Source organism: Luteibacter sp. 9135 (assembly GCF_000745005.1).
Lineage (GTDB): Bacteria > Pseudomonadota > Gammaproteobacteria > Xanthomonadales > Rhodanobacteraceae > Luteibacter.
This window is the reverse complement of sequence record NZ_JQNB01000001.1, coordinates 4,449,185-4,473,971: the sequence shown is the minus strand read 5'-3', so window position 1 is coordinate 4,473,971 and position 24,787 is coordinate 4,449,185. Positions and strand designations below refer to the sequence as shown.

Below are 24,787 nucleotides of genomic sequence, written 5' to 3'. Positions count from 1 at the left end.
CATGCTCAAGATGAATCATCTGGCCAAGGTCTACCGCACGGAAGTCGTCGAGACCTATGCGCTGCGCGACTTCAACATCGACGTAAAGCAGGGCGAGTTCGTTGCCGTCACGGGGCCGTCCGGCTCGGGCAAGACCACTTTCCTCACCATTGCCGGCCTGCTCGAAACCTTCACCGGTGGTGAGTACCACCTCGATGGCGTGGAAGTGAGCAAACTGGACGACAATGCGCGCTCGCGTATCCGTAACGAGAAGATCGGTTTCATCTTCCAGGCCTTCAACCTGATTCCCGACCTGAACGTGTTCGACAACGTGGAAGTGCCGCTGCGCTATCGCGGGATGAAGGCCGCCGAGCGCAAGCAGCGAATCATGGATGCCCTGGAACGCGTCGGCCTGGCCTCACGTGCCAAGCATTACCCGGCAGAACTGTCCGGTGGTCAGCAGCAGCGCGTTGCCATCGCACGCGCCCTGGCCGGCTCGCCGCGATTGCTGCTGGCGGATGAGCCCACCGGTAACCTGGATACGCAGATGGCGCGCGGCGTGATGGAACTGCTGGAAGAAATCCATCGCGAAGGCGCCACCATCGTCATGGTCACCCACGATCCGGAGCTGGCCGCTCGCGCGCAGCGCAACGTCCACGTGATCGATGGGCAGGTGGTGGACCTGGCGGAAGAGCCGCGGTTCCACGCCCATTCCCACCTCGCCCAGCCCTGATCGTCACACGCTCCCCAGGGGGACACGCCTCATGTTCAGCTATTACCTGCAGCTAGGCCTGCGCAGCCTGCGCCGGAACCCGGTGCTCACCGCCCTGATGGTGATGGCCATCGGGTTCGGCGTGGCCGCCTCGATGACGACGTATTCGGTGTTCCGCGCCACGTCGCGTAATCCCATCCCGCAAAAATCCGACGTGCTTTACAACGTGCAGGTGGACAACTGGGGGCCGGAGAACACGAAGAAGGGCGAGCCGCCCGAGGCGCTGTCGTACACCGATGCCACGGCATTGCTTCGCGCACGCCAAGCGGAACGACAGACTGTGACATATCCCGTCGGAGTTTCCGTCATTCCCGACGACCCGACACGCCTGCCGGTGCGCAAGGGTGCATACGCAACCGGGGCCGACTTCTTTCCCATGTTCGACGTGCCGTTCCTGCAGGGCAGGGGTTGGACGCGGGAAGACGACGAGCGTCATGCGGATGTGGCGGTCATTTCGAAATCGCTGAACGACACGTTGTTCAATGGCGGAAACAGTGTAGGCAAGCAGATCAACCTCGACGGACACCTGTTCCGTGTTACCGGGGTCATCCAGGACTGGGCGCCGCAGCCCGTGTTCTTCGACGTGCCCAATACGGGCGGCTTCAATGAGGGTGCCGCGGTCTACGTGCCGTTCACTCGCGCGCTGGACCTGAAGCTGCCGAACAACGGCAACAACAACTGCACATCCGATCCGGGCGAAGGCTGGGATAACTACCTCCGCTCGGAATGCATCTGGCTGTCCTTGTGGGTCGAATTGCCCACGACCGCCGCGGCGGAATCCTACCGCCGGTACCTCGCCGGTTATGCCGCCGAGCAACAGCGCGCCGGCCGCTTCCGGTGGGCGCCGAACGGCCGGTTGCGCAACGTCGTGGACTGGCTGTCGTTCCAGCAGGTGGTGCCGCAGGAATCGCAGGTGTCGCTAGTGGTCTCGCTCGGTTTCCTGGTGATCTGCCTGGTCAACACGGTGGGCCTGCTGCTGGCCAAGTTCATGCGCCGCGCGCCGGAGATCGGCGTGCGTCGGGCGCTGGGTGCCTCGCGTTTGCACATCTACGCCCAGTTCCTCATGGAGGCCGGCACCATCGGTATCGTCGGTGGCCTGCTGGGCCTGCTCCTGACCGGCGTCGGTGTGCTCGGCATCGGGCTGGTGTTCCCTGAGCGTATCGCCCACCTGGCCACGCTGGACCCGGTGCTGGTGATGCTCACGCTGCTGGTGTCCGTCGTGGCTTCGGTGTGTGCGGCCCTTTATCCCACCTGGCGTGCTGCGCAAGTGCAGCCGGCCTGGCAGCTGAAGTCCAACTGAGGATCACGCCATGCAGATTCGTCCCATTCTCTCGGCGTTGCGCCGGCACAAGTCCGGCACCATCCTCATCGCCTTGCAGATCGCGCTCACGCTAGCCATCGTCTGCAATGCCCTGTTCATCGTGAACCAACGCATCGAGCGCGCGCATCGCGCCACGGGCATGGTCGAGTCCGATGTGGTGGTGGTGCAGAACCTCTATGTGGGCGCACCTTCCAGCTTCCTGCCCCTGATCGGCACGGATATCCGGGCGATACGCAACATGCCGGGTGTCGAAGATGCCTACGTCACCAATTCCTTACCTCTGCGAAGGGGCGGCTGGTCCACGGCCGTATCGAGCACCCCGGAGAAAACGAAGAACGGGCCGCAGACGGGGTTGTATTTCGGTGACGAGCACACCCTGAAGACGCTGGGGGTAAAGCTCGTGGCCGGACGGAATTTCACCGCGGGCGAGGTCGTGGGTGTCGCGCGCCAGGACATGCCCACGCCCGCCCAGGTCATCATCACCAAGGCGCTCGCCGACAAGCTTTTTCCCGGCGGCAGCGCACTGGGCAAGGTGGTCTACTACCGGGAAGGTAAGCCCTCTACCGTTATCGGCATCGTAGCCAGATTGACCGTGCCCTGGGTCGATTCGCAGTTCCACGACAACGTGACGATCATGCCGGTGACTATGAACGACGGCGCGCAGACCTTCGCCATACGGACCAAGCCCGGGCAGCAGGACGCGGTGTTCAAGAGCGTGGCCAAGGTGCTCTACGACACCAACCGCATGCGCGTGCTGCCAGAGAAATACGGCGTGCGTACGTTCGAGATGATGCGTGCGAATGCCTATGAGGCGGATCGTGGCATGGCGATCCTGATGAGCGTGGTGTGCGGCGTGCTGCTGTCGATCACGGCGGCGGGCATCGTCGGGCTGTCCAGTTTCTGGGTGGGTCAGCGGCGCAAGCAGATTGGCGTGCGGCGGGCGTTGGGAGCACGGCGCAGGGATATCCTCAGTTATTTCATGACCGAGAACTTCCTGATCGCCTTGGTCGGAGTGATCGTTGGCATGATACTGGCGGTCGGACTCAGCCAGTGGATGGTCACCCACTTCGAGATGGAGCGACTGTCGTTTACCTATGTCATGGTCGGCGTGGTCGCCTTGCTGGGCCTTGGCCAGGCCGCCGTGCTGGCGCCGGCCCTGCGCGCTTCACGGGTATCGCCCGTCGAAGCGACGCGCAGCGTCTGAGTCGAAGGACGACCGATGTTCGCTTATTACCTGGAACTGGCGGTGCTCGGCCTGAGGCGGAGCAAGGCACTCACGGTGCTGATGGTCGTGGCCATCGCATTGGGTATCGGTGCCAGCATGACCACACTGACGGTGTTGCATGTGATGTCGGGCGATCCGCTGCCGGGACGCAGCGGGTCGATCTACATGCCCCGGCTCGACCCACGCGGCCTGGACCATGCCGAGAACAGGGACATGCCTATCCAGGTCAGCTGGACCGACGGCATGCAGATGCTGCGTGAGCACCGCGCCGACCGTCAGGCGCTGATGGTCGGCGGCACCGTGCCGGTGCAGCCCGATGATCCTAGGATGGACCCCTTCTTCGAGCGCGCACGTTATACGACCGCCGATTTCTTTCCGATGTTCCAGCCACGCTTTCGCTACGGGCAGGCATGGTCGGCCGCGGATGACGAGTCGCGTGCCCGTGTCGTCGTGATCGGTTCGGAGCTGAACGACCGGTTGTTCGCTGGCGCCAATAGCGTCGGCCGTACGTTGCGTGCCAACGGCGCGGACCTGCGTATCGTCGGCGTACTCGAACCGTGGCATCCCGTGCCTCACTTCTATGACATCTACACCGGCAGCTATTCCGGCAGCGAAGCCGTTTTCGTCCCGCTCTCGACGTACCGTGCACTGGCGATGACCCGCGCCGGCGGCATCAGTTGCTGGGGCGAGGGATCGACGGCGGAGGCGGACATGGAACGCGCCTCGTGCACCTGGTTGCAGTACTGGGTGCAGATCGATAGCGCGGAGGGGGTGGCCGCTTATCGTCGGTATCTCGATGGCTATGCGCGCGAGCAGCAGCGATCGGGGCGCTTCGCTAGGCCTGTGCCTGCCCAGTTGACCGGCCTGATGGATTTCCTCGACGAGCAGAAGGTGGTACCGAGCGACGTTCGGCTCCAGGTGTGGCTGGCGCTGGGCTTCTTCGTGGTCTGCCTGGTCAACACGGTGGGCCTGATGCTCGCCAGGTTCATGCGTCGCTCGGGTGAAGTCGGCGTGCGTCGCGCGCTTGGCGCATCGCGCGGCAGCGTGTTCGCCCAACTGCTGACCGAAGCCGGATTGATCGGGGTGGCGGGAGGGCTGGGCGGCCTGCTGCTCGCGGCCGCCGGGCTGGCGATGGTCCGGATGCAACCGCATGACTCCGCGCGGCTCGCGCACATGGATGCCACGATGCTCGCCGCCACGCTGGTGCTGTCCGTGCTGGCCGCACTTGTCGCCGGCCTGTTGCCCGCTTGGCGTGCATGCAGCGTAACGCCGGGCCTGCAATTGAAGAGCCAATGACATGAACCTGCAGATCCGCCCCATCCTTTCCACGCTGAAGCGCCACCGCATCACATGCACGTTGCTCATCCTGCAGATCGCACTGACCTGCGCCATCGTTTGCAACGCCGTGTTCCTCGTACGCGATCGACTGGCCTGGATGGACACACCCAGCGGTGTGGCCGAAGACCAGCTCGTCCGGATGGAAGTGGGTGACATTGGTGCGCGCAGCGACATGCATGCGCGCACCGAAGCTGACCTGATGGCGCTGCGGGCCTTGCCCGGGGTGCAGGTCGCGACCGTGATGAATTCGCTGCCCTTCGGTAACCGCAGCTGGAACGGCGGGATCACCCTGGAGCGCAACCAGCGCGAGTCGAGCGTGAATACCGGCAATTTCTACGGTGAGGGCGTCGGCGAAACCCTGGGCCTGCAGCTGGTCGCGGGTCGCTGGTTCCGTCCCGATGAGTACGTCTGGATGGATGACGTGGTCAGCGCCAGGGTCAAGGTTGCCCCCGCCCTCATCGTTTCGATGGCCACGGCCCAGAAGCTGTTCCCGGAGGGGCACGCCCTCGGGCGGCGTGTATTCGTCGGCGAGAACGAGTAGCGTATCGTAGGCGTCGTTGCACGCCTGTCGCGTGCGGGTCATGACGACCGTGCGACGATAGGCCTGACGACGATCGCGCCACTGCGCGAGTCCCCCGTCTGGGGCGCCGGTTTCGTCTTGCGTGTCAAGCCGGGCGAGGCAGACCGCGTGCTTGCCGCAGCGGTCGCTACCCTGCGCAAGCTCGACCCGCGGCGGGTGATCACCGAAAAACAGACCTACAGGCAGATCCGCGATGAGTTCTTCGCCAGTGATCGCGCCATGGCCGTTCTCCTGGTCGGCGTCTGCGTGGCGCTGCTGATCGTCACCGCACTCGGTATCGTCGGCCTGGCCAGCTTCTGGGTGGGACAGCGGCGTCGCCAGATCGGCGTGCGTCGTGCGCTCGGGGCGCGACGCGTGGACGTGCTGCGCTACTTCCAGACCGAAAACTTCCTGCTGACCAGCATCGGCATCGGTATCGGCATGGTCATGGCCTACGGCATCAACCTGCTGCTGATGTGGCAGTACGAGGCGCCACGCCTGCCGGCCGCCTATCTGCCCGCGGGGGCCGTGGTGCTCTGGTTGCTGGGACAAGTGGCCGTGCTTGCGCCGGCCTTGCGTGCGGCAGCGGTTCCCCCGGTCGTGGCCACTCGTGGCTAGAATGGTGGAAAGTGTCGAAACGCATGCAACCCTTTTGCCCGGGGAAGCATCCATGGCTGCATGCAAAGGGAAAAGATGCGCTGCGTACTGATCATCGATGACAACCCGGCCGTGGGTGAAGCGCTTTCGCTCGTCCTCAGCCTGCGTGACATCCACCCGCTCGTGGCGACTACCCCCGAAGAGGGCCTGGCCTTGCTGGCCGCCGGGCGTGTCGATGTCGTCATCCAGGACATGAACTTCACCGCCGACACCACGTCGGGAGAGGAGGGCGTGGCGCTGTTCCAGGCCATCCGCGCGCGGCATGCGGATCTCCCGGTCATCCTGCTGACGGCCTGGACGCATCTGGAAGCCGCCGTGGAACTGATCAAGGCCGGCGCCTCCGATTACCTGGCCAAGCCCTGGGACGACACCAAGCTGCTGACCACGGTGGAGAACCTGCTGGAGCTATCCGAATCCACGCGCGAGGTCACCCGCGTGCGGGTGGAGCGTCGCCGTCGCCGCGAGGCGCTGGAGAGCCGCTACGACCTCGGCGGCCTGGTGTTCGCCTCCGAAGCCATGAGCCGCACCATCGAACTGGCCTGCCAGGTTGCCCGTTCGGATGTCTCGGTGCTGGTCACGGGCCCCAATGGCGCCGGCAAGGAGCGCGTCGCCGCCATCGTGCATGCCAACTCGGCTGTTCGCCGCGGGCCTTTCGTGGCGGTGAACTGCGGCGCCTTGCCGGGCGAACTGATCGAGGCGGAGCTCTTCGGTGCCGATGCCGGTGCCTACACCGGCGCCAACAAGGCCCGTGAGGGTCGCTTCGAGATGGCCGATGGCGGCACGCTGTTCCTCGACGAGATCGGCAACCTGCCCCTGCCGGGCCAGATGAAGTTGCTTCGCGTGCTGGAAACCGGCCAGTTCGAGCGCCTGGGCTCGGGGCGTACGCGCCAGGTCAAGGTGCGCGTCATCAGCGCCACCAATGCCGATCTCAAGGCGATGATCGCCGCGGGCACCTTCCGTGAGGATCTTTATTACCGCCTGAACGTGATCGACGTGAACCTGCCGCCGCTGGCCGAGCGCAGCGACGACATCCTGCCCCTGGCCGAGCACTTCCTCGACGGTCGCGCCGTGCTCAGCGAGGACGCGCGCGAAGCGCTGCTGGGGCATGCCTGGCCGGGCAACGTGCGCGAACTGAAAAACGCCATTGCCCGCGCTGCGCTGCTGGCGCCCGACGGGCGCATCGAGCCCGTGCACCTCAACCTGCCGCCGCCGGTAGCCAGCCCCGGCCGCAGCCTGGATGAGCCCAGCCGCGAGTCGGTCGAAACGGCGCTGGCGTCCGCCGGCGGCGTGGTCAGTCGCGCGGCGAGCAGCCTGGGCCTTTCACGCCAGGCGCTCTACCGGCGCATGGAACGCTACGGGCTGGCGGGCTGACGAGCCACCGCATGCGCATACTGACCCTGGAAGGGCGCATGACCCTGGTGGTGGCCACCTCCGCCATCGTCGGTGCGCTGGTGTTCGCCGGGATATGCTTCTGGCCTTTCCCCCAACTGGTCACCTGGATGCGCACGGTGCCCGCCAAATCGGGCAAGTTGCTGCCAGCGGTGCCGGTCGAGACTTTCGACGCCACGACGGCCCTGCTGATCTGCCTCGTCCTGCTGGTGCCGCTTTCCGCTTTGATGGCCCACGTGCTGATCGAACCGGTGCGCCGGCTGATGCGTGCGCTGGAAAGCGCGGTGGCCAGCTATCGCGACGGCGACTTCAGCATCTCCATCCGGTCGGAGCGCAACGACGAACTGGGTGACCTGATCCGGATGCACAACGAACTGGGCCAGACCCTGCGCGAGCAGCGCCAGCACCTGGCGCAGCGTGAATTGCTGCTGGACACCGTGGTGCAGAACACGCCCGTGGCCCTGGTGCTCACCGATACCGTAGGCAAGGTTACCTACGCGAATATCGCCGCGCGTCAGCTCTTCAATGAAGGTCGCGCGCTGGCCGGCCTGGATTTCCAGACGCTGCTGGACGCCATGCCCGAAAGCCTGCGCGCTGCTGCCGCCGCGGGCGAGGATGCGCTGTTCAACGTCGAGATGGAGGGCAGCGAGGAAACCTTCCACCTCTCCCAGCGTGGTTTCCGCCTGCAGGGGCGACCACACCGCCTGCAGCTCTACCGCCGGATGACCCGTGAACTGTCGCGCCAGGAAGTGCACACCTGGAAACGCGTGATCCGCGTCATCAGCCATGAGCTCAACAACTCACTGGCGCCCATCTCGTCGCTGTCCTATTCCGGTGCCGAACTGGCACGGCGCGGTGACCTGGAACGTCTGCCGGGCGTGTTCGCCTCCATCGGCGACCGGGCGAAGCACCTGCACGGTTTCATTTCGGGCTATGCCAGTTTCGCCAAGCTGCCGGCGCCACAGGCGGCCTCCGTGCCTTGGAAGCCGTTCCTCGACGGCCTGGCACTGCATGCGCAGTTCCAACTGGCCGCGGCGGTGCCGGAACGGGACGGCTGGTTCGACGCGAGCCAGATCGAGCAGGTGCTGATCAACCTCATCAAGAATGCGCACGAGGCCGGCGGCGACGCATCCGGTGTCAGTCTGGCGGTGCACGCGGTGGGACGCGAGATACTGATTGAGGTCGCCGATAAGGGACCCGGCATGAGCGACACCGTACTGGCACAGGCGCTGCTGCCGTTCTATTCGACCAAGCGCGCGGGTACCGGCCTGGGCCTGGCGCTAGCACGGGAGATCGCCGAGGCCCACGGCGGGCGCATCGCCCTGTCCAACCGCGAGGGCGGCGGCCTGCGCGTCACCCTGGCGCTGCCCGCCGGTCCCGGCTGAGCTGCTTCGCCTATACTCCGGGCAATACACCTCAGACAGGGATAACGGCTCATGGGAACTATCGTCGCGCTGGTCGTGGTCGTGGTGGCTGTCACGATCCTGGCAAAGCTGATTCGCATCGTGCCGCAGGGTTATGAGTGGACGGTGGAGATGTTCGGCAAATACACCGGCACGCTCAGCCCCGGTTTGCATTTCCTCATCCCGTTCGTCTACGCCATCGGGCGCAAGATGAACATGATGGAGCAGGTGCTCGAAGTCCCCTCGCAGGACGTCATCACCAAGGACAACGCGGTGGTCCGCGTGGATGGCGTGGTGTTCTACCAGGTACTGGACGCGGCCAAGGCCGCCTACGAGGTAGCCAACCTGGAAGGCGCGGCACTGGCCCTCATCATGACCAACATCCGTACGGTGCTGGGCTCCATGGACCTGGACGAAAGCCTCAGCCAGCGCGATGCGATCAACGCCAAGCTGCTCGGCGTGATCGACGAAGCCACGCATCCCTGGGGCGTCAAGGTCACCCGTATCGAAATCAAGGACATCTCGCCGCCACGCGATCTGGTGGACGCCATGGCGCGGCAGATGAAGGCCGAGCGCGAGAAGCGCGCCAACATCCTCGACGCCGAGGGCTTCCGCCAGGCGGCGATCCTCAAGGCCGAGGGCGAGAAGCAATCCGCCATCCTCAGCGCCGAGGGCAAGAAAGAAGCCGCCTTCCGCGAGGCCGAGGCCCGCGAACGCCTGGCCGAGGCCGAAGCCAAGGCCACCTCCATGGTGTCCGATGCCATCTCGCACGGCGACGTCAACGCGCTGAATTACTTCGTGGCCAACAACTACGTCGAGGCCCTGAAGGAAATGGCCAAGTCGCCCAACCAGAAAACCCTGCTGTTGCCGATGGAAGCCACGGGCATCCTCGGCTCGCTGGCGGGTATCGCCGAGCTGGCCAAGGCCTCGCTGGCCACGCAGCAACAGCAGCGTGCGCAGGCGGATACCGGCACCGTCAACCGCACTCCGCCGTTGCCGCGCTGACGCCATGAGCCAGATCGCACTGCATTACCTGTGGTGGATCGCCGCCTTGCTTCTGCTGGGCGGCGAGGTGCTGCTGCCGGGTTATTTCCTGCTGTGGATAGGCATTGCCGCCGCGGTCATGGGCATCGTGATGCTGGCGATCCCCGACCTCACCGTGCTGGCGCAGGCAGTGGTGTTCGTGGTGCTGGCTTTTGCCTCGTGCTTCCTCTACTGGAAGTGGCTGCGGCCCCGCCTGAACCGCTCTCCGGCGGGTAACGAGCGCCTGAACCGGCGCGGTGAGCAATTGATCGGGCAGCGTTACACCTTGTGCGAGCCGATCGTGCAGGGCCGCGGCAAGGCGAGGGTCGGTGACGGCATGTGGCTGGTTGCCGGCCCCGACCTGCCGCTGGGCGCCACCGTCGAAGTCGTCGGCATCGACGGCACCACCCTTCGCGTGAAGGCGGCGGACGTTGCCTGACACCGCTCCGCTGACCGTCCCGGTGAGCTTCGCCACCACGGCGATCAACACCCGCATCGCGTTCCTGACCGAGCTCGCCCGCCGCCTGCACCAGTACGGCACCACGGCGCCGCGGCTGGAAACCGCGATCGCCCGTTCCGCACAGCGCCTGGGCCTGTCGGCGGAGGTCTGGTCCAGTCCCACCGCCATCATCGTGTCCTTCGCCGACCTGGGGCAGGGCGACGACGGGGTGGCCCAGGTCACCCAGGTGATGCGGCTGCCTCCCGGCGACGTCAACCTGGCCCGCCTGTGCGAGGCCGACCGCATCGCCGACGCGGTCATCGATGGCCAGATGGAGCTGCGCGAAGGCTTCCACCTGCTGCGCAAGCTCGGCGCGCCGGAAACCTCCCGCGCGGCGCTGGGCGTCATCGCCAGCTACGGACTGTGTGCCGCTACGGTCGTCGGCCTGCTGTTGCACAGCGCCTGGCCCGACCTGATCACGGCGGGATTCATCGGCGTCATCATCGGCTGGATCACGGTGGCCTCGGGCAGCCGGCCGCGGCTGGCTACGGCCAGCGACGCCATCAGTGCCATGGTGGCCACGGCGATCGCCATCGTGGTCAGTGCCTATCTCGTGCCGCTGGCGGTGAAGTCGGTGATCCTCGGCAGCCTGATCGTGCTGATGCCGGGCATGGCGCTGACCACGGCGGTGCGCGAGATTTCCAGCCAGCATCTGGTGGCGGGCGTGGCTCGGATGGGCGGAGCCATCGCCACGCTGCTGAAGCTGACGTTCGGCACGGTGGCCGCCAGCCAGTTGTGCGAGGCCTTCGGCATCGTGTCGCGCGACTATGCCCTGGCGCCTCTACCCGGCTGGGCGGACTGGCCGATGCTGGCGATCGGCGCGTTCTCGTTCGCCATCCTGTTCCGCGCCGCGCGCCGTGACTGGCTGGTGGTCATGGGCGCAGTGATCGTGGGCTACCTGGCCACGCGCTGGGGCGGCAGCATCTCCGGCTCGCTGCCGGGGGCACCGTTCGGTGTGTTCGTCGGGGGGCTGTTGCTGGGCTCGCTGAGCAACGTCTACGCGCGCTACGCGAAGCAGCCCGGCGCAGTGGTCCGCGAGCCGGGCATCATCCTGCTGGTGCCGGGATCGGTGAGCTTCCGCAGCGTGTCGTACCTACTCGACCATGACGCATCGCTGGGCATGGATACCGGGCTGCTGGGCGTGACCCTGTTGGTGTCGCTGGTGGCCGGCCTGTTGTTCGGCGACCTGATCGTGGCGCCGCGTCGGTCGTTGTAACCACGTCTGCCGAATCGGCTTACGCTCATCCTACGACTTCCGGACGATGGTGGTGACGGGGGCTCGCTCTTACGCTTGGGTCGAGACGGTCTGCACGACGCAGGCTGAAGCACGACGGACTCACGGAGCGAGACATCCCCATGACGGACACGTTCACGATCGACCCCACCTACCCGCGGCCCGCGCTCGGCACGGACGTGCCCGCGGTAGTCAATCGCTCCCATTTGTCACCTGATGTCGGTGGGATGTTGCTGACGGTATCCACGTCCGAGAGGAATACCGGCGACCTGATCCACCTCTATTGGGATGGCGAGCGGATCGATACGGCCGAAGTGTCCTGGTACAACTACTGGATCGACTTCGCGGTGCCGCCGCCGGTGCTGCAACGGCACCCGGGCAACATCGAGGTGTATTACGTGGTGCAGACGGTGGGCGAGCCGGATACCCGGCAGGCGCGGCGTTCACCCTCGCTCACCCTGGATGCAAAGTTCACCCGTCCTGGCGGCGAGGGACCTTCGCCTACCGACATGACGGCGGTCAACGAAAACCTGAGGCCTATCGAAGGTACCGACGGGCTGACGAAGGGACAGGACCTGGCGTTGTCCATTCCCGCTTGGGAAAACATGGAGGAGGGTGCGCGGCCTGCCGTGTATTGGGGAAGCGAGGTGGTTGAGGTCGATCCGGCGACGGTTGTCGTGGGGCGTCCGGTCGAGGCCATCGTTCCGTGGGCCGTGATCGCGGTATCGCCGCAAGGCATCGTATCGGTGTCGTACGACATTCGCGATCGCGTCGGCAATACATCAGGCAAGGCGCCGGCCGTCGACGTCAACGCCGTTTTCGACACGCTCCTGCCCATGCCCACGTTTGCCGGTGTCAATGCGCGTGGCCAGCTGGATCTGGGGCGCGCGCCTGCGAGTGACTACGATAGCCAGGCTTCGACGGTGACGGTCGAGGTGGCGTATCCCGATGTCGTCGACGGGGACGAGATTACCCTGACGCTCACGGGTACGACCTCGACCGGCCTGGTCCTCAATCCTTATCTGGAGACCACCTTCGCTGGCCCTGGCATGCCCGACGATCCCCGGACGGAAGGCCTTTCGACGCCGGACGGCCCCGTGATGACGCGGTACGAATTCAGCATTCTCCGCAGCTGGCTGGCTTACTTCGTGGGCGGAATGGTTTTTGCCGGTTACGTGGTGAAGCGCGGCGCGAGCATCCGTGAGTCGGCGACCCGAACCCGGCCGGTTATCGGTGAGGCGGCCGTCCCTCCCGCGCCCGATGTGCCACAGAGTGTGGATGGGCTGCTTGACCTGGCCACGGTAAAGGGTGACATCGAGGTACGCATGCCGGTCGGGTCGACCTTTCCGGCTGAGTGGGTGGCTACCCTGCGGATGCGCAGCGAAGAATCGGCCCAGAGCCTCGAAATGAGCATGATCGTTGGCCAGGCGGACGATCAGGATCGGCTGGTCTGGATGCTGCCGCGCGGTCGCCTCGAGGAACTGCGTGCGAAGACATGGCGGCTAACCGTCGCCTTTGCCAACGCGGACAGGGCGACATGGCTTTCCGGCGTCGCTACCGTGAACCTGAGCCAGGCGCCCGTGGCGATATCCTGGCCCGACCTGGCGTTGCCGCAGGCATCCGCCGACAACGAACTGGCGTTATCTGCGTTGCGCGATGCGTCGGTAAAAGTCGTGCTGACGCCGAACGGCCTCTTCCAGGACGGGGATGACGTATCCCTGGAATGGGCAGGCAGGGCCTCGGGATCGTGCGTCGTGCAAGGTGTGCCACCGCGGGTCATGGTCTTCGACGTACCTCGGCAGGAAGCGGCAAAGGACGCTGGCAAGACGATACCGGTGGTTTACACGGTGAAACGCCACGGGACGGTGATCGGTCCCTTACCTGCGAAAGCCCTGGCCGTCCGTATCGCTGCGGCGACCATCGGCGACCTTCCACCACCGCATACCGATGCACTGAATGGCGACTCACTCGATGTCACCCGGTCGGCCGATGGCATCACGCTCACCACGCCCTCGACGGCTGACGTGCGTCCAGACGATGCAGTGCGTTTCCAGTGTCGTGTTCCTGGATCGCCATGGAACGATCTCTTGGCGACCGCGGCCACCGGTCATGCGAGTGCAAGCGTCAGTGCGGATCAGCTCATCCCTGCGCTGGGTGGCGTGTTCGAAGCCCGCTACGTCGTCACCCGCGACGGCCTGTCGCGAACCTCCGATACCCTGTCCGTTCCCCTTCGGGGCTACAGCTCCAACGATCCCCGGCTGCCCAAGGCGTCGATCGACGAGGCCACGGAAAAACCCGGCGGCAAGGGCCATCCGTTCCTGGACATGAACCGGCCGCTCCCGGAGTTCCTTACCGTCCGGGTCCCGCGCTGGCCGTTCATGCGCGCGGGCCAGCGCCTGACGGTGTCGGCACGCGGTTTCGTCGATTCGATCCTACTGGCCGATACCATCGATTTGGCGGACGCCATGGTGGTGACCGCTTCGCATCTCGAGAAGGGCGTCGCCGTTCGCTTGCCCAGGTCGTGGCTGCTCGGGCAACCCAAGGTCGCTGCCACCGACATCGAGATCGTCGTCAGCATCGAGCGCCCCCTGGCAGCGGCCGGGTTTCGCTACATGACCTTGCCCGTGGCCGTCGTTAACGTGGTCAATCTAGACGAGGTACGGAAGTCGATTGAGGGAGCGGGGACGGCCACAAAACCCGGGGCAGGCGGCGCCCCGTTGCCCCCGGTCGAGGATCGTCCGTCGCTTGCGATCGAGGAAGCCCGCACTTACGCCGGCAATACCACACCCTATCTGGACATGACGAGGCTGGAGAACGACGCGACGTTAGTATTGAAACCCTGGGCGGGCATGACCATCGGCGACCGCATTCATGTCGTGGTCGCAGCGACGCGAATGACCGGCGTAAGCGCCGCGGCTTCCGCCACTGCCACGGTGATAGACAAGTACGCGATCACGGCACGTGACCTGGGGACGACCGTCCGGTTCCCGCTGTCACGGTCCTGGCTACAGGACGTGGTGCAACGACAGGGCTTTCCGCTTCAGCTCGACTTCGAAGGTTTGTGTAACCGGAAAAAGGACTTCTTCGCGACGGTGATTCTGGCGAAGCACGGCGCGGGTGGCTCGGGCGAAAGTGTCTCTCCCGGTAATGCTGGCGCGGGAAGCACAGGTAATTCGGTTGGCACAGGTAATTCGGGCGGCACGGGTAATTCGGGCGGCACAGGTAGTACGGGCGAAACAGGTAGTACGGGGGGCTCGGAGAATGCCGGCACACGTGGCTCGGGGACTAACGGAGATACCGACGCGGGAGACGCTGGAGTGGGCAGCGGCGGGTCTGGCGGGAAAAACAGCACGGGCAGCGGGTTTATCGATCTCGTGCATTATCACTGGTCGGGATTCCTCGGTGCTCCGGAAAATCGCCTGCTTGCCTATAGCCGGCCAGGCCCGACAGGGTATCCTTTGAAGCAGGCGACTATTGAAGGTATGCCGGTATACCTTGCGGATCAGGTGCGTCGTCTGTTGCTCGAATTCGACGTCATGACCGTTCGAGGAAAGCGGTACAGGATTATTTCCGTGACCCGGTACATTCAGCCGGGCGTCGATATCGAGGTAGCAGGTGCGACCGACGTGCGTGACCGGTACGTAGCGGGTAGATTTCACCACACATCGTTCGTTGCTACATCGTCGTCGGTCACCATCAGTGTTTTTTCCAAGAAAGCGGCCTATTCGACGCGTTACCCCCTTGAGCTTGAGGGCTTCTCGATAGCGAGGGATGAGGGGACGATCGATCGTGACAGCGTTGCTCCACTCCCCGTGAAGCGCTGACGCTGGGGGCGGATACGAATGACGCCAGTACGGCAAGCCGTCTGGCGTCGGTCGTGGTTCTTCGGTGTAGCGTGAGGCTCAGGCCAGCAGGTCGCTTTCTTTCTTGCCAGCCTTCAGTGCATCGTTGAACCAGCGGGGGCGCTTGCCGCGACCCGACCAGGTCTGTTCGGCATCGTCCGGATTGCGGTACTTTGCCGCTACGGACGTGCCGGTACGACGTGACTTCGGGGCTCGTACGCCGAACACCTCATCAAAGGTCAAACCCTCGGCCTTGATCATGCCATTGATTTTATCGCGCAGGTCGGAAATCCGGTCCTTGCGCATTTCGTTCTGGCGCGACTGGGCCTTGGCGATCAACTCGCTGAGCTGGTTGAGGTTGAGATTCTTGATATCGATGGCCATGGGCATCTCCCGGTGATGATTTAAGAGGGTGGTTGCCCGGTTAATCAGGCTATTAACCGGAAAGGGTTAACGAGCGTAATTGTGACCTAATTGGCGTACCCATGGGAACTCCATATGGGATGCTCGACGTTATCGCACTAAATTATCGGATTAATCCTACAGTTCATGACGGGCTATCTGGCCCAATTCAGCTCGATCGCCGGCCGTTGTGATCGCCGGCCATCATCTTCCTCAACAAGGAAATCGTCATGTCTATCGCGCGTCCACGTCAATCCCTATTAGGACTCATCCTCGCCGGTAGCCTTTGCCTTTCCGGGAGCGCCCTCGCCGAATCCGCCATTTACGGTGGTGGCCCCTTTTACAGCGGTGGTACCGCTGTGATGAACGACCTTCGCGCGTCCGGATTCACTACCGTGATGTTGTGGAGCGTGCATGTCGACACCAACGGCGACCTGCACCTCAACGACGAGCCGCTGATCAGCAATGGCAGCTATATCGGTCCGAATACCGGCTGGTCGGCGGAACTGGCGACCCTTAAACAGGCGCCCACCTCGGTCAATCGCATCGAGGTATCGATCGGGGCAGGCGGCACCACGGATTTCGAAAGTATTGAGGCGTTGGTCAACGGCACCGGCGCGGGTTCCGGCACTGGCCCGGACAGTATCCTGTACCGGAATTTCCAGCTGCTCAAGCAGATTACCGGGGCGGATGCGGCCAATTTTGACGACGAGAGCGCTTACGATCTGGCGTCCGCGACGGCGTTCGGAAAAATGCTGGCTGGCCTGGGTTACAAGATCACGTTTGCGCCTTACACCAATCGCAGCTTCTGGGCGTCGTTGAAGACCAACCTGGGTAGCGCTGTGGACAAGATCTACCTGCAGGCCTATGCCGGCGGGACGGGCAACAATCCGGCGCAGTGGACGAGTGCGCTGGGCATGCCGGTGATTCCGGGGCTGTGGTCGAAGAATGGCAGCGGCTGCTCGGCCGGTGATTCACCGGCGACCGTGCAATCGAAGATGGCGGCGTGGAAGCAGAGCGCCGGTATCCCGGGCGGCTTCATGTGGCTGTACGACGATATCCAGAAGTGTTCGGCGTCGGGCCGGACCACGGCGGATTATGCGAAGGCGATCAATAGGGCGGTGCAATGATGCGATATCGCTGAGGGTGCGATGCGCCGGGGCCCCGACATGTAGGAGCGCGCGTTCGCGCGCGACATCGTTTCGCGATAACCGTTGGGCTGGCGCGCCAGCTCCGGGGGGCGGCCTCAACACATGTCGCGCGCGAGCGCGCGCTCCTACACGGGGCGTTACGGCCTGCTCAGGGGTTGAGCAGCGCCAGCAGGTCGTCGCGGGTGATGTTGCGGGCTTCGGCATCCGTGCGCGCGCGGTATTCGAAGGTGCCGGCTTCCAGGCCGCGTCCGCTGACCACCACGCGGTGCGGGATGCCGATCAGCTCCATGTCCGCGAACATCGGGCCGGGACGCAGGCCGCGATCGTCCAGCACGGCATCCACGCCCGCCTGTGACAGCGTCTGGTAGAGCGACTCGGCCGCTTCGGTGACGAGCGGATCGTTCTTCGGGTTGATGATGCAGACGGCCACGCGCCACGGCGCCATGGCGTCGGTCCAGATCATGCCGGCGTCGTCGTGGCGCTGTTCGATCGCCGCGGCGACGATACGGCTGACGCCGATGCCGTAGCAGCCCATGTACATGGTGGCCATCTTGCCGTTGTTGTCGAGTACGCGGGCGCCCATGGCCTCGGCGTATTTCTGGCCGAGCTGGAAGATGTGGCCGACCTCGATGCCGCGGGCCAGGCGCAGCGTGCCGTGGCCATCCGGCGAGGTGTCGCCGTCGACCACCTTGCGGATGTCGGCCACGCGGTTGATCCGTGCGTCGCGCTGCCAGTTGGCGCCGGTGTAATGGGTGCCGTCCTGGTTGCCGCCGCAGACGAAATCCGCCAGCACTGCGGCGCTGCGGTCGACGATGACCGGGATGGTGTCGGGCAGGCCGACCGGGCCGATGAAGCCGGCGCGCGTGCCGATCGCGGCGAGGATATCCGCCTCGCTGGCCAGTTCGGAGGTGTCGGGCAGCTCGGGCAGGTGGGCCGCCTTCACTTCGTTGATGTCGTGATCGCCACGCACCACCAGCGCGACCAGGCCTTCCACGCCGCGTACGAGGATCGTCTTGACCGTCTGCGCCGCGGGCACGCCGAGAAACGCCGTGATCTCCTCGATGGTGCGCTGGGTCGGCGTGGCGACGCGCACCAGTTCGGCGGACGGCAGCGGACGCTCGATGCCGGGCGCCATGGCTTCGGCTTTCTCGATGTTGGCCGCGTAGGACGAACCGTCGGAGAACGCGATGGCATCCTCGCCCGAGTCGGCGATGACCTGGAATTCGTGGCTGGCGCTGCCGCCGATGGCACCGGTGTCGGCATCCACGGCGCGGAAGGTGAGGCCCAGGCGGGTGAAGATGCGCGAATAGGCGTCGTACATCACCTTGTAGGTGTCGCCCAGCGATTCCGGCGTGAGGTGGAAGGAATAGGCATCCTTCATCAGGAACTCGCGCGCGCGCATCACGCCGAAGCGGGGGCGGATCTCGTCACGGAACTTGGTCTGGATCTGGAAAAAGTTGAGCGGCAGTTGCTTGTAGCTTTTCAGCTCGTTGCGCGCGAAATCGGTGATGACTTCCTCGTGCGTGGGGCCGTAGCAGAACTCCTGCTCCTTGCGATCCTTGATCTTAAGCAGCTGGCCGCCGAACTTCTCCCAGCGGCCCGTCTCTTCCCACAACTCGCGTGGCTGCACCGAGGGCATCAGGACCTCGATGGCGCCGGCGCGGACCATTTCCTCGCGCACGATGGCTTCCACCTTGCGCATGATGCGCAGGCCCAGCGGCGACCAGGTGTACAGGCCGGACGCCAGCTTGCGGATCATGCCGGCGCGCAGCATCAGCTGGTGGCTGGCGATTTCCGCGTCGGCGGGAACTTCCTTGACGGTGGCGAGATGGAACTGGCTGAGGCGCATGCGGGCGATTCGTCGGGAGTGAACGGACGATTATAGGTGCAAGCCCGGCCCCGCGCCTGGCATCTATTTGCAGTAAAGCGTCATCTGGGCCTGGGTGGTTTCCACCTGGCGCTTCTTGCCGGCGTCGTCGAGCGGCTGGGTGCCGCCCTTGCCGTCGTCCACGGAGACGACCTGGTCCTTGCCGAGCACGTCCATGTTCTTGCGCAACTGGTCGCACAGTTTGGTCCGGTTGGCCGGGTTATCGGCTACCGGGATACCCGGCGGCGGAGGCGTGCTGGCAGCTTTCGCGGGTGCGGCCGGTGCGGTTGCGGGTGCGGGCGCTGCCGCAGTGCCGCTGGTCTTCACGGTCTCGTACTTCACCTTGCCCGGGGGCGGCGTGTCGGCGTAGTGCGTGACGCCCTGGGCGTCCTTCCACTTGTAGGCCTGGGCCATCACCAGGGGGCAGGCCGTGACGAGGATCGCGAGGGCGAGGCAGCGGCGCATGCGTGGTTCCGGCAGGGGAAGGGTGGCGCAACAAGTATCACCGGGCCCGCGCGCGTGCAAGCGACGACGCCTGGGCTACACTGACGGCCCACGTTACGGCTTTGGCTATGAGCGATTCGATCCAACCCCGGGGGCCGCGACACCGCGGCATCTATCTGCTGCCGAACCTGTTCACCACGGGCGCGATGTTCTCGGGGTTCTACGCGATCGTCTCGGCGATCGCCGGCCACTACCAGACCGCCGCCCTGGCGGTGTTCGTGGCCGCCATCCTCGACGGCATGGACGGCCGCGTCGCGCGCATGACCAACACCCAGAGCGAATTCGGCGTGCAGTACGACTCGCTGTCCGACCTGGTCAGCTTCGGCCTGGCCCCGGCGCTGGTGCTCTACACGTGGGCGTTGTCGTCGCTGGCGGATTACGGCCCCGTCTGGGGCAAGATCGGCTGGGCGGGGGCGTTCATTTACGCGGTGTGCGCCGCCCTTCGGCTGGCCCGTTTCAACACGCAGGTGGGCGTGGCCGACAAGCGCTATTTCCAGGGGCTGGCCAGTCCCGCCGCGGCGGGACTGTGCATGTCGTTCGTCTGGACGATGGCCAAGTTCGACGTATCGGGTCCGTCGGTGGCCTTCTTCGCCTTGCCGCTGGCCGTCATCGCCGGGCTGCTGATGGTCAGCAACGTGCGTTACTACAGCTTCAAGGCGTGGCCCCAGGGCGACCGCGTGCCCTTTATCTGGCTTATCGCCGCCGTGCTGGTGGTGGTGCTGCTGGTGATCGACACCGCCCGCGTGCTGTTCGCGGTGGCCGTGTTCTACACGGTGTCCGGTCCGGTCATGACGTTGTGGGGCCGCGCCGCGCACCGTCGTCGTGTGCGTCGCCACGCCAGGACGACGGGGGCTCCCTGATGTCGGCCGTGCCCGTCCGCCATGCGCGCTTGCTGAAGGTCATGGGCGTCACGCCGTGGCGTCTTCGGGCGGGTGAGTCGGCAGTGCTTTCTGCCGATGTCGGCGAGGGTGCGGGTGCGGCGCCCTCGGGCGAGCGGGCCACCTGTGTCGTCATCCTGCCCGCGGGATGCACCGAGCGCGAGCGGGACGTGGTCGGGCATGCGTTGCGCGCCTTCGGTGCGGTCACGGCCCGCGCGGCGCGCCTGGAGGTTGGCGCCGCCGGCCTGGGGCACGTACCCGCGGCGGCCACGTACTTGGTCTTCGGCGATGCCCAGGCGCGCGCCCTGGGCCACCAGCTTTCCGCCGCACAGCAGGGCGCGGCGCAGATCGTGCTCGTGGACACGCCCTCGCTCATCCTGACCGATGCCGCCGCCAAGCGCCGCCTCTGGAACGGCCTGCGCGCCCTGGGCCGCGCGTTCGCACGGAGCTGATCCGCCATGGCTGCCGTCACCCGCCCGTCCACCGAAGTCCGCGTGATGCGCCGCGAAGACCTCGATGCCGTGGTCGCCATCGAACATGCGTCCTATCCGTTCCCCTGGACGGCGGGCATCTTCCGCGACTGCCTCCAGGCCGGGCACAACTGCTGGGTGCTGGTGCACGACGATCAGGTGGCCGGCTACGGCATCCTGTCGGTCGCCGCGGGCGAGGCGCATGTGCTCAATATCTGTATCGGCGACGTCTGGCGAGGCCTTGGCTACGGACGGCGCATGATGCGCCGGTTGATCGACCTGGCCCGGTGGTATGGCGTGGAGCGGGTGTTCCTCGAGGTGCGCCCGTCCAATCCCGCCGCCAGGGCCTTGTACGATTCGCTGGGTTTCCACGAGATCGGACGGCGGCCGGGCTACTACCCCGCGGAAGGCGGTCGCGAGGAAGCCATCGTGATGGCTTTCGACATGCAGCGTCCCGCCTAGTCGAAGGCTCAGCCCTCGCGCAGCAGGGCCATCGGCGAGGTGTTCAGCACCCGTCGCGTGCCGAACAACCCGATCAGCATCACCACGACCGCCGCCCCGGCCGCCGTGCCGATCAGCGGCCACAGCGGCGGGACGAAGTGCTCGATGCGGAACACCGCCTGGCCCATCCATAGCCCCGCCCCCGCCGCGCCCAGTGCCGCCGTCAGCCCCGCGACCAGCCCCAGCAGCGCGAACTCGCAGGCCGCCGCCGCGCGCAACTGCATGCGCGTGGCGCCCAGCGTGCGCAGCAGGGCGGCTTCCTTGCGGCGCTCCTGCGCGCTGGCGGCCAGCGCAGCAGTGAGCACCAGGGCGCCCGCGAGCAGGCTGAATCCGAGCACCCAGCGCACCGCGCCGCCCACCCGGTCGACGATGTCGCGCACGCGATCGAGCAGGGCATCGACATCGATCAGGCTGAGGTTGCCGTAATCGCGCGACAGGCGTGCCAGCTCGTCCGCATGGCCACGCGGCAGGTAGAAGCTGGTCAGCCACGTGTGCGGAAGGTCCGATGCGTGGGCCGGATCGAGCATCAGGAAGAAGTTGACCCGGAACGAGCTCCAGTCGACCTTGCGGATGCTGGTCACGCGAGCGTCGATGCTGCCTTCACCCACCTCGAAACGCAGGGTGTCGCCCAGCTTGAGCTGGAACCGGTCGCGCCAGGACGTATCCAGCGACACTTCCGCGTGGGCGGGCGACGGCCCCGGCCACGCCCCGGCGATCACCTGGTTGGACGGCGGCAGGTCCGAGTTCCACGACAGTCGCAGTTGCTGGTCGGCGGCATCGCGTGCCTGTGGGTCGGCGAACGTCAGCGTGTCCACCGCGCGGCCGTTGATCGCCGTGAGCTTGCCCACGGCCAGCGGCATCATGTTGCTGCGTGTGGCGCCCATCTTGGCCAGGGCATCGGTGAAACCCTGGCGCTGGTCGTCCTGCAGGTTGAGCGCGAACCAGTTCGGCGTGTCCGCGGGAAGTTCGCGTCGCCAGCCGTCCAGCAGCGACGGTGCGATCACCGCCAGCAGCAGCAACGCACACAGGCCCAGCGACAGCGCCGTGGCCTGCACCAGCGACAAGCCGCGGCGGCGGGCCAGCGCGGCCAGGCCCAGCCGAAGCGCCGGATGCGCGCCGGGCGCCACGCGACGGGCGATCACCAGCAGCAGGGCGGACAGCAGGGCCGCGACCACGGCCACGCCGGCAAGGCTGGCGGCAAGAATGCCGGCCAGCTTGGCCGAATCGCTCTGTACCCAGACCAGTGCGATGGCCGTCAACAGCGGGATCAGGTACAGCACGTCGAAACGGCGTACGCGACGCTGCATGGACTCGCGGAACACCGCCACGGGCGGCACCTCCGCGAGACGGACCAGGGGCGGCAACGCAAAGCCCGCGAGCACGGCCAAGCCCATGGCGGCGGCCGCGAACGCGGGGCCGAGCGGCAGCGTGGTCGGTATGTTGTCGAACAACTGTCGCGCGAAGTACCACGCGCCCTGGGCCAGCGCGAGGGCAATCACCATGCCCAGCGCGGCGGCAGGTAGCGCCAGCGCCGCGAGGGTGCCGACCAGCAGGGCGGCCACCCGTCGACGGGGGACGCCGAGCGCGCGCAGCAAGGCCACTTCGGACGCCTTGCGCCGTGCATAGCGCGACGCCGCGAGCGCGATCGCTACGCCGGCGAGCAGGGCGGAAAGCAGGGCGGTCAGGCGTAGGAAGGCGCTGGCCCGGTCGAATGCGGAGCGCATGCGCTCCTGCATCTTCTCCGGCGTAACCAGCTCGGCGCCCTGGGGCAGCGCCGAGGCTTCCAGCGTTCCTCGCCAGGTCGTCACGGCGCCGGCGGGTCCGGACACCAGCAGGCGATGACGGGCACGGCTGCCGATCGAAAGCAGGCCGGCGTCGGTGGCGTCGTCGAGGTTCATCAGCGCACGCGGCGCCAGGGCGAACAGCTCGCCACCGTCCGGCTGGCGGAGCAGCTCGCCCGTGACGTGCAGGTCCTTGCCGCCCACCTGCACCGTCTGGCCCGGCCGGATGCCCAGCCCGACCATAGCGCGGTGATCGAGGAACAACTCGCCGCGGCCGGGCCCGTGGGCCACTCGGCTTCGCCCGTTCGCACCGCGCACTTCCAGCGTGCCACGCAACGGATAGGTGGCATCGGTGGCCTGCACCTCGACCAGTTGGCTGCGCTCGCCGACGAACGCCACGCTGCGGAACGAGGCACCGCGCGACACGGTAAGCCCGTCGTCCTGCGCCGCACGGAACAATGGCTCGGGCAAGGGTGCCGGGGCGGTCACGCCCAGGTCGCCGCCGATCAGCTCGGCCGCGCTGGCAAGGATGCCGCGCTCGATCCGTGTGGACAGCGTGGCCACCACGCCGAGTGCGATGACGGCCAGCACCAGCGACGCGGCCAGCGTACGCAGTTCGACCAGGTGCCATTCGCGGCGCAGGGTGCGCAGGGCCAGGCGTGTGACGTTCACGCGACAACCTCGAGACGGCCCTCGTGCAGCGTGGCCGAGCGCGCGCAGCGGGCGGCCAGTCGCGGATCGTGGGTCACCAGGATCAGGGTGGTCGAATGCTGGCGGTTCATCGCGAACAGCAGGTCGCCCACCTGTTCGCCGGTGTGCTGGTCGAGGTTGCCCGTGGGTTCGTCGGCGAAGAGCACGCGCGGCCGGTGGACGAAGGCGCGCGCCAGGGCCACGCGCTGTTGCTCGCCGCCGGACAGCTGAGCGGGATAATGGCGGCGCCGCGCTGTCAGCCCCACCGCGTCGAGCGCGGCGTGGGCACGTTCGCGCGCACCGTCGTCGCCTTCCAGTTCCAGCGGCAGCATCACGTTTTCCTCCGCGGTGAGTGCAGGCAGCAGGTGGAACGACTGGAAGACGAAGCCGACCAGCCGCCGCCGGATCGCCGCGCGGGCTTCCTCGTCCACCGCTTCCAGCGCCTGGCCGTCGATCCGCACGCTGCCCGACGTGGCAACGTCCAGGCCGGCCAACAGTCCCAGCAACGTGGTCTTGCCGGAGCCGGAGGCGCCGACGATGGCGAAACTCTCGCCCGCGGCGACCTGCAGGTTCACGCCCGACAGGATGTCGAGGCGTCCCTCCGGGCCGAAGACCGACTTGGTAACATCGGTCACTTCGAGAAGAACACGGGAAGAATCGCTCATGCGTCGTTGCCTGGTCCTGTTGCTATGGGTTTGCTGCGCCATCGTCTCCGCGGCAAATGCGCCACGTAAGGTGCTGGTGCTCGGGGACTCGCTGTCGGCGGCGCACAACATTCCGGTGGACGCGGGATGGGTTCGCCTGCTCGAGGCTCGCATGTCGAACATGGCGACGCCGTGGACGATGGTCAATGCCAGCATCAGCGGCGAGACCTCGCTCAGCGGGAAGAATCGCCTGCCTGCCTTGCTCAAGGCACAGCATCCCGCCGTCGTGGTGATCGAACTGGGCGCGAACGATGGCCTGCAAGGCCTGCCGTTGACGCAACTGGCGGCCAACCTCGATGCGATGATCGCCGCCGCGAAGGCCTCCGGCGCCAAGGTGCTGCTGCTGGGCATCGAACTGCCGGTCAATTACGGCCCGCAGTACCGCGACGGGCTACGCAAGGTCTACGCGGATGCCGCTGCACGCCACGCCGTGCCGCTGCTGCCGTTCCTGCTCGACGGCGTGGCCCTCGACCCGTCGCTGATGCAGGACGACGGACTGCATCCGACAGTCAAGGGCGAGCCGCGTGTCGCGGAGAATGTGTGGAAAACGCTAAGCCCTTTACTTAGGTAGACGACGCCGCGTGCACGTCGTCGTACC

The 24,787-nt window shown here is 66.1% G+C and carries 22 protein-coding genes; 17 read left to right on the top strand and 5 right to left on the bottom strand.

The window, feature by feature from the left end:
- Position 1: 1 nt before the first annotated feature.
- The 12 genes from FA89_RS19005 to FA89_RS18955 all read left to right on the top strand — a co-directional run bounded on the left by FA89_RS19005 (position 2) and on the right by FA89_RS18955 (position 15,223).
- The gene (locus FA89_RS19005; protein ID WP_036143280.1) at positions 2-712 is read left to right on the top strand and encodes an ABC transporter ATP-binding protein; all 711 of its coding nucleotides are present in this window, start codon (positions 2-4) and stop codon (positions 710-712) included.
- Between the two features lie 31 nt (positions 713-743).
- Positions 744-2,051: an ABC transporter permease gene (locus FA89_RS19000; protein ID WP_036143277.1), complete on the top strand. Its 1,308-nt coding sequence runs from the start codon at positions 744-746 to the stop codon at positions 2,049-2,051.
- Positions 2,052-2,061: 10 nt separating this feature from the next.
- Complete coding sequence (locus FA89_RS18995) at positions 2,062-3,276, top strand: ABC transporter permease (protein ID WP_036143274.1); 1,215 nt, start codon at positions 2,062-2,064, stop codon at positions 3,274-3,276.
- Positions 3,277-3,291: 15 nt separating this feature from the next.
- Positions 3,292-4,593: an ABC transporter permease gene (locus FA89_RS18990; protein WP_036143271.1), complete on the top strand. Its 1,302-nt coding sequence runs from the start codon at positions 3,292-3,294 to the stop codon at positions 4,591-4,593.
- A 1-nt stretch (position 4,594) separates the two neighbouring features.
- Positions 4,595-5,176, top strand: a complete 582-nt coding sequence (locus tag FA89_RS20890; protein ID WP_343123042.1) for a hypothetical protein — start codon at positions 4,595-4,597, stop codon at positions 5,174-5,176.
- A gap of 117 nt (positions 5,177-5,293) precedes the next feature.
- The gene (locus FA89_RS20885; protein ID WP_343123041.1) at positions 5,294-5,812 is read left to right on the top strand and encodes an ABC transporter permease; all 519 of its coding nucleotides are present in this window, start codon (positions 5,294-5,296) and stop codon (positions 5,810-5,812) included.
- Positions 5,813-5,887: 75 nt separating this feature from the next.
- Positions 5,888-7,222: a sigma-54-dependent transcriptional regulator gene (locus FA89_RS18980; protein ID WP_036143268.1), complete on the top strand. Its 1,335-nt coding sequence runs from the start codon at positions 5,888-5,890 to the stop codon at positions 7,220-7,222.
- An 11-nt stretch (positions 7,223-7,233) separates the two neighbouring features.
- Complete coding sequence (locus FA89_RS18975; RefSeq protein WP_036143264.1) at positions 7,234-8,625, top strand: sensor histidine kinase; 1,392 nt, start codon at positions 7,234-7,236, stop codon at positions 8,623-8,625.
- Between the two features lie 51 nt (positions 8,626-8,676).
- Positions 8,677-9,648, top strand: a complete 972-nt coding sequence (locus FA89_RS18970) for an SPFH domain-containing protein (RefSeq protein ID WP_051938979.1) — start codon at positions 8,677-8,679, stop codon at positions 9,646-9,648.
- 4 nt (positions 9,649-9,652) lie between these two features.
- Complete coding sequence (locus FA89_RS18965; protein WP_036143261.1) at positions 9,653-10,105, top strand: NfeD family protein; 453 nt, start codon at positions 9,653-9,655, stop codon at positions 10,103-10,105.
- Complete coding sequence (locus FA89_RS18960; RefSeq protein WP_081916775.1) at positions 10,098-11,381, top strand: threonine/serine ThrE exporter family protein; 1,284 nt, start codon at positions 10,098-10,100, stop codon at positions 11,379-11,381. Before FA89_RS18965 ends, FA89_RS18960 begins: the two co-directional genes overlap by 8 nt.
- A 140-nt stretch (positions 11,382-11,521) precedes the next feature.
- On the top strand, positions 11,522-15,223 hold the full coding sequence (locus FA89_RS18955; RefSeq protein ID WP_036143259.1) for a hypothetical protein: 3,702 nt from the start codon (positions 11,522-11,524) through the stop codon (positions 15,221-15,223).
- Between the two features lie 78 nt (positions 15,224-15,301).
- Here FA89_RS18955 and FA89_RS18950 read toward each other — a convergent pair whose 3' ends face one another.
- On the bottom strand, positions 15,302-15,625 hold the full coding sequence (locus tag FA89_RS18950) for an H-NS histone family protein (protein ID WP_036143256.1): 324 nt from the start codon (positions 15,623-15,625) through the stop codon (positions 15,302-15,304).
- Positions 15,626-16,005: 380 nt separating this feature from the next.
- On the opposite strand from FA89_RS18950, the gene FA89_RS18945 reads away from it, so the two are divergent.
- Positions 16,006-16,773 carry a hypothetical protein gene (locus tag FA89_RS18945; RefSeq protein ID WP_051938977.1) on the top strand — a complete coding sequence of 256 codons (768 nt, stop codon included), beginning with the start codon at positions 16,006-16,008 and terminating at the stop codon, positions 16,771-16,773.
- 169 nt (positions 16,774-16,942) lie between these two features.
- Here FA89_RS18945 and FA89_RS18940 read toward each other — a convergent pair whose 3' ends face one another.
- Together FA89_RS18940 and FA89_RS18935 are read right to left on the bottom strand one after the other, a co-directional pair.
- Positions 16,943-18,643, bottom strand: coding sequence for a proline--tRNA ligase (locus FA89_RS18940; protein ID WP_036143253.1), 1,701 nt, complete (start codon positions 18,641-18,643; stop codon positions 16,943-16,945).
- 63 nt (positions 18,644-18,706) lie between these two features.
- Complete coding sequence (locus FA89_RS18935) at positions 18,707-19,126, bottom strand: DUF4124 domain-containing protein (RefSeq protein ID WP_036143250.1); 420 nt, start codon at positions 19,124-19,126, stop codon at positions 18,707-18,709.
- A gap of 107 nt (positions 19,127-19,233) precedes the next feature.
- On the opposite strand from FA89_RS18935, the gene pssA reads away from it, so the two are divergent.
- Genes pssA through rimI form a run of 3 tightly spaced genes read left to right on the top strand, consistent with a single transcriptional unit; the run spans position 19,234 to position 20,975 of the window.
- The gene (gene pssA / locus FA89_RS18930) at positions 19,234-20,025 is read left to right on the top strand and encodes a CDP-diacylglycerol--serine O-phosphatidyltransferase (protein WP_036143247.1); all 792 of its coding nucleotides are present in this window, start codon (positions 19,234-19,236) and stop codon (positions 20,023-20,025) included.
- Positions 20,025-20,495 (top strand): hypothetical protein, encoded by a 471-nt coding sequence (locus tag FA89_RS18925; protein WP_036143244.1) that lies wholly within the window; start codon positions 20,025-20,027, stop codon positions 20,493-20,495. The genes pssA and FA89_RS18925 overlap by 1 nt, the downstream gene beginning before the upstream one ends.
- 6 nt (positions 20,496-20,501) lie before the next feature.
- On the top strand, positions 20,502-20,975 hold the full coding sequence (gene rimI, locus FA89_RS18920; protein ID WP_036143242.1) for a ribosomal protein S18-alanine N-acetyltransferase: 474 nt from the start codon (positions 20,502-20,504) through the stop codon (positions 20,973-20,975).
- Positions 20,976-20,983: 8 nt separating this feature from the next.
- On the opposite strand, the gene FA89_RS18915 is transcribed toward rimI, so the two are convergent.
- Both FA89_RS18915 and FA89_RS18910 read right to left on the bottom strand, forming a co-directional pair.
- Positions 20,984-23,467 carry an ABC transporter permease gene (locus FA89_RS18915; protein WP_036143240.1) on the bottom strand — a complete coding sequence of 828 codons (2,484 nt, stop codon included), beginning with the start codon at positions 23,465-23,467 and terminating at the stop codon, positions 20,984-20,986.
- Positions 23,464-24,150 (bottom strand): ABC transporter ATP-binding protein, encoded by a 687-nt coding sequence (locus FA89_RS18910; RefSeq protein ID WP_036143239.1) that lies wholly within the window; start codon positions 24,148-24,150, stop codon positions 23,464-23,466. The genes FA89_RS18915 and FA89_RS18910 overlap by 4 nt, the downstream gene beginning before the upstream one ends.
- On the opposite strand from FA89_RS18910, the gene FA89_RS18905 reads away from it, so the two are divergent.
- Positions 24,149-24,760, top strand: a complete 612-nt coding sequence (locus FA89_RS18905) for an arylesterase (RefSeq protein ID WP_036143238.1) — start codon at positions 24,149-24,151, stop codon at positions 24,758-24,760. The two genes, FA89_RS18910 and FA89_RS18905, sit on opposite strands and share 2 nt — an antisense overlap.
- Positions 24,761-24,787 lie beyond the last annotated feature (27 nt).

Excerpts from the sequence above, each read along its gene's own strand:
- FA89_RS19005 (WP_036143280.1), top strand. The coding sequence starts at position 2 with ATGCTCAAGATGAATCATCTGGCCAAGGTCTACCGCACGGAAGTCGTC.
- FA89_RS19000 (WP_036143277.1), top strand. The coding sequence starts at position 744 with ATGTTCAGCTATTACCTGCAGCTAGGCCTGCGCAGCCTGCGCCGGAAC.
- FA89_RS18995 (WP_036143274.1), top strand. The coding sequence starts at position 2,062 with ATGCAGATTCGTCCCATTCTCTCGGCGTTGCGCCGGCACAAGTCCGGC.
- FA89_RS18990 (WP_036143271.1), top strand. The coding sequence starts at position 3,292 with ATGTTCGCTTATTACCTGGAACTGGCGGTGCTCGGCCTGAGGCGGAGC.
- FA89_RS20890 (WP_343123042.1), top strand. The coding sequence starts at position 4,595 with ATGAACCTGCAGATCCGCCCCATCCTTTCCACGCTGAAGCGCCACCGC.
- FA89_RS18980 (WP_036143268.1), top strand. The coding sequence starts at position 5,888 with ATGCGCTGCGTACTGATCATCGATGACAACCCGGCCGTGGGTGAAGCG.
- FA89_RS18975 (WP_036143264.1), top strand. The coding sequence starts at position 7,234 with ATGCGCATACTGACCCTGGAAGGGCGCATGACCCTGGTGGTGGCCACC.
- FA89_RS18970 (WP_051938979.1), top strand. The coding sequence starts at position 8,677 with ATGGGAACTATCGTCGCGCTGGTCGTGGTCGTGGTGGCTGTCACGATC.
- FA89_RS18965 (WP_036143261.1), top strand. The coding sequence starts at position 9,653 with ATGAGCCAGATCGCACTGCATTACCTGTGGTGGATCGCCGCCTTGCTT.
- FA89_RS18955 (WP_036143259.1), top strand. The coding sequence starts at position 11,522 with ATGACGGACACGTTCACGATCGACCCCACCTACCCGCGGCCCGCGCTC.
- FA89_RS18950 (WP_036143256.1), bottom strand. The coding sequence starts at position 15,625 with ATGGCCATCGATATCAAGAATCTCAACCTCAACCAGCTCAGCGAGTTG.
- FA89_RS18945 (WP_051938977.1), top strand. The coding sequence starts at position 16,006 with ATGAACGACCTTCGCGCGTCCGGATTCACTACCGTGATGTTGTGGAGC.
- FA89_RS18940 (WP_036143253.1), bottom strand. The coding sequence starts at position 18,643 with ATGCGCCTCAGCCAGTTCCATCTCGCCACCGTCAAGGAAGTTCCCGCC.
- FA89_RS18935 (WP_036143250.1), bottom strand. The coding sequence starts at position 19,126 with ATGCGCCGCTGCCTCGCCCTCGCGATCCTCGTCACGGCCTGCCCCCTG.
- pssA (WP_036143247.1), top strand. The coding sequence starts at position 19,234 with ATGAGCGATTCGATCCAACCCCGGGGGCCGCGACACCGCGGCATCTAT.
- FA89_RS18925 (WP_036143244.1), top strand. The coding sequence starts at position 20,025 with ATGTCGGCCGTGCCCGTCCGCCATGCGCGCTTGCTGAAGGTCATGGGC.
- rimI (WP_036143242.1), top strand. The coding sequence starts at position 20,502 with ATGGCTGCCGTCACCCGCCCGTCCACCGAAGTCCGCGTGATGCGCCGC.
- FA89_RS18905 (WP_036143238.1), top strand. The coding sequence starts at position 24,149 with ATGCGTCGTTGCCTGGTCCTGTTGCTATGGGTTTGCTGCGCCATCGTC.
- FA89_RS18910 (WP_036143239.1), bottom strand. The coding sequence starts at position 24,150 with ATGAGCGATTCTTCCCGTGTTCTTCTCGAAGTGACCGATGTTACCAAG.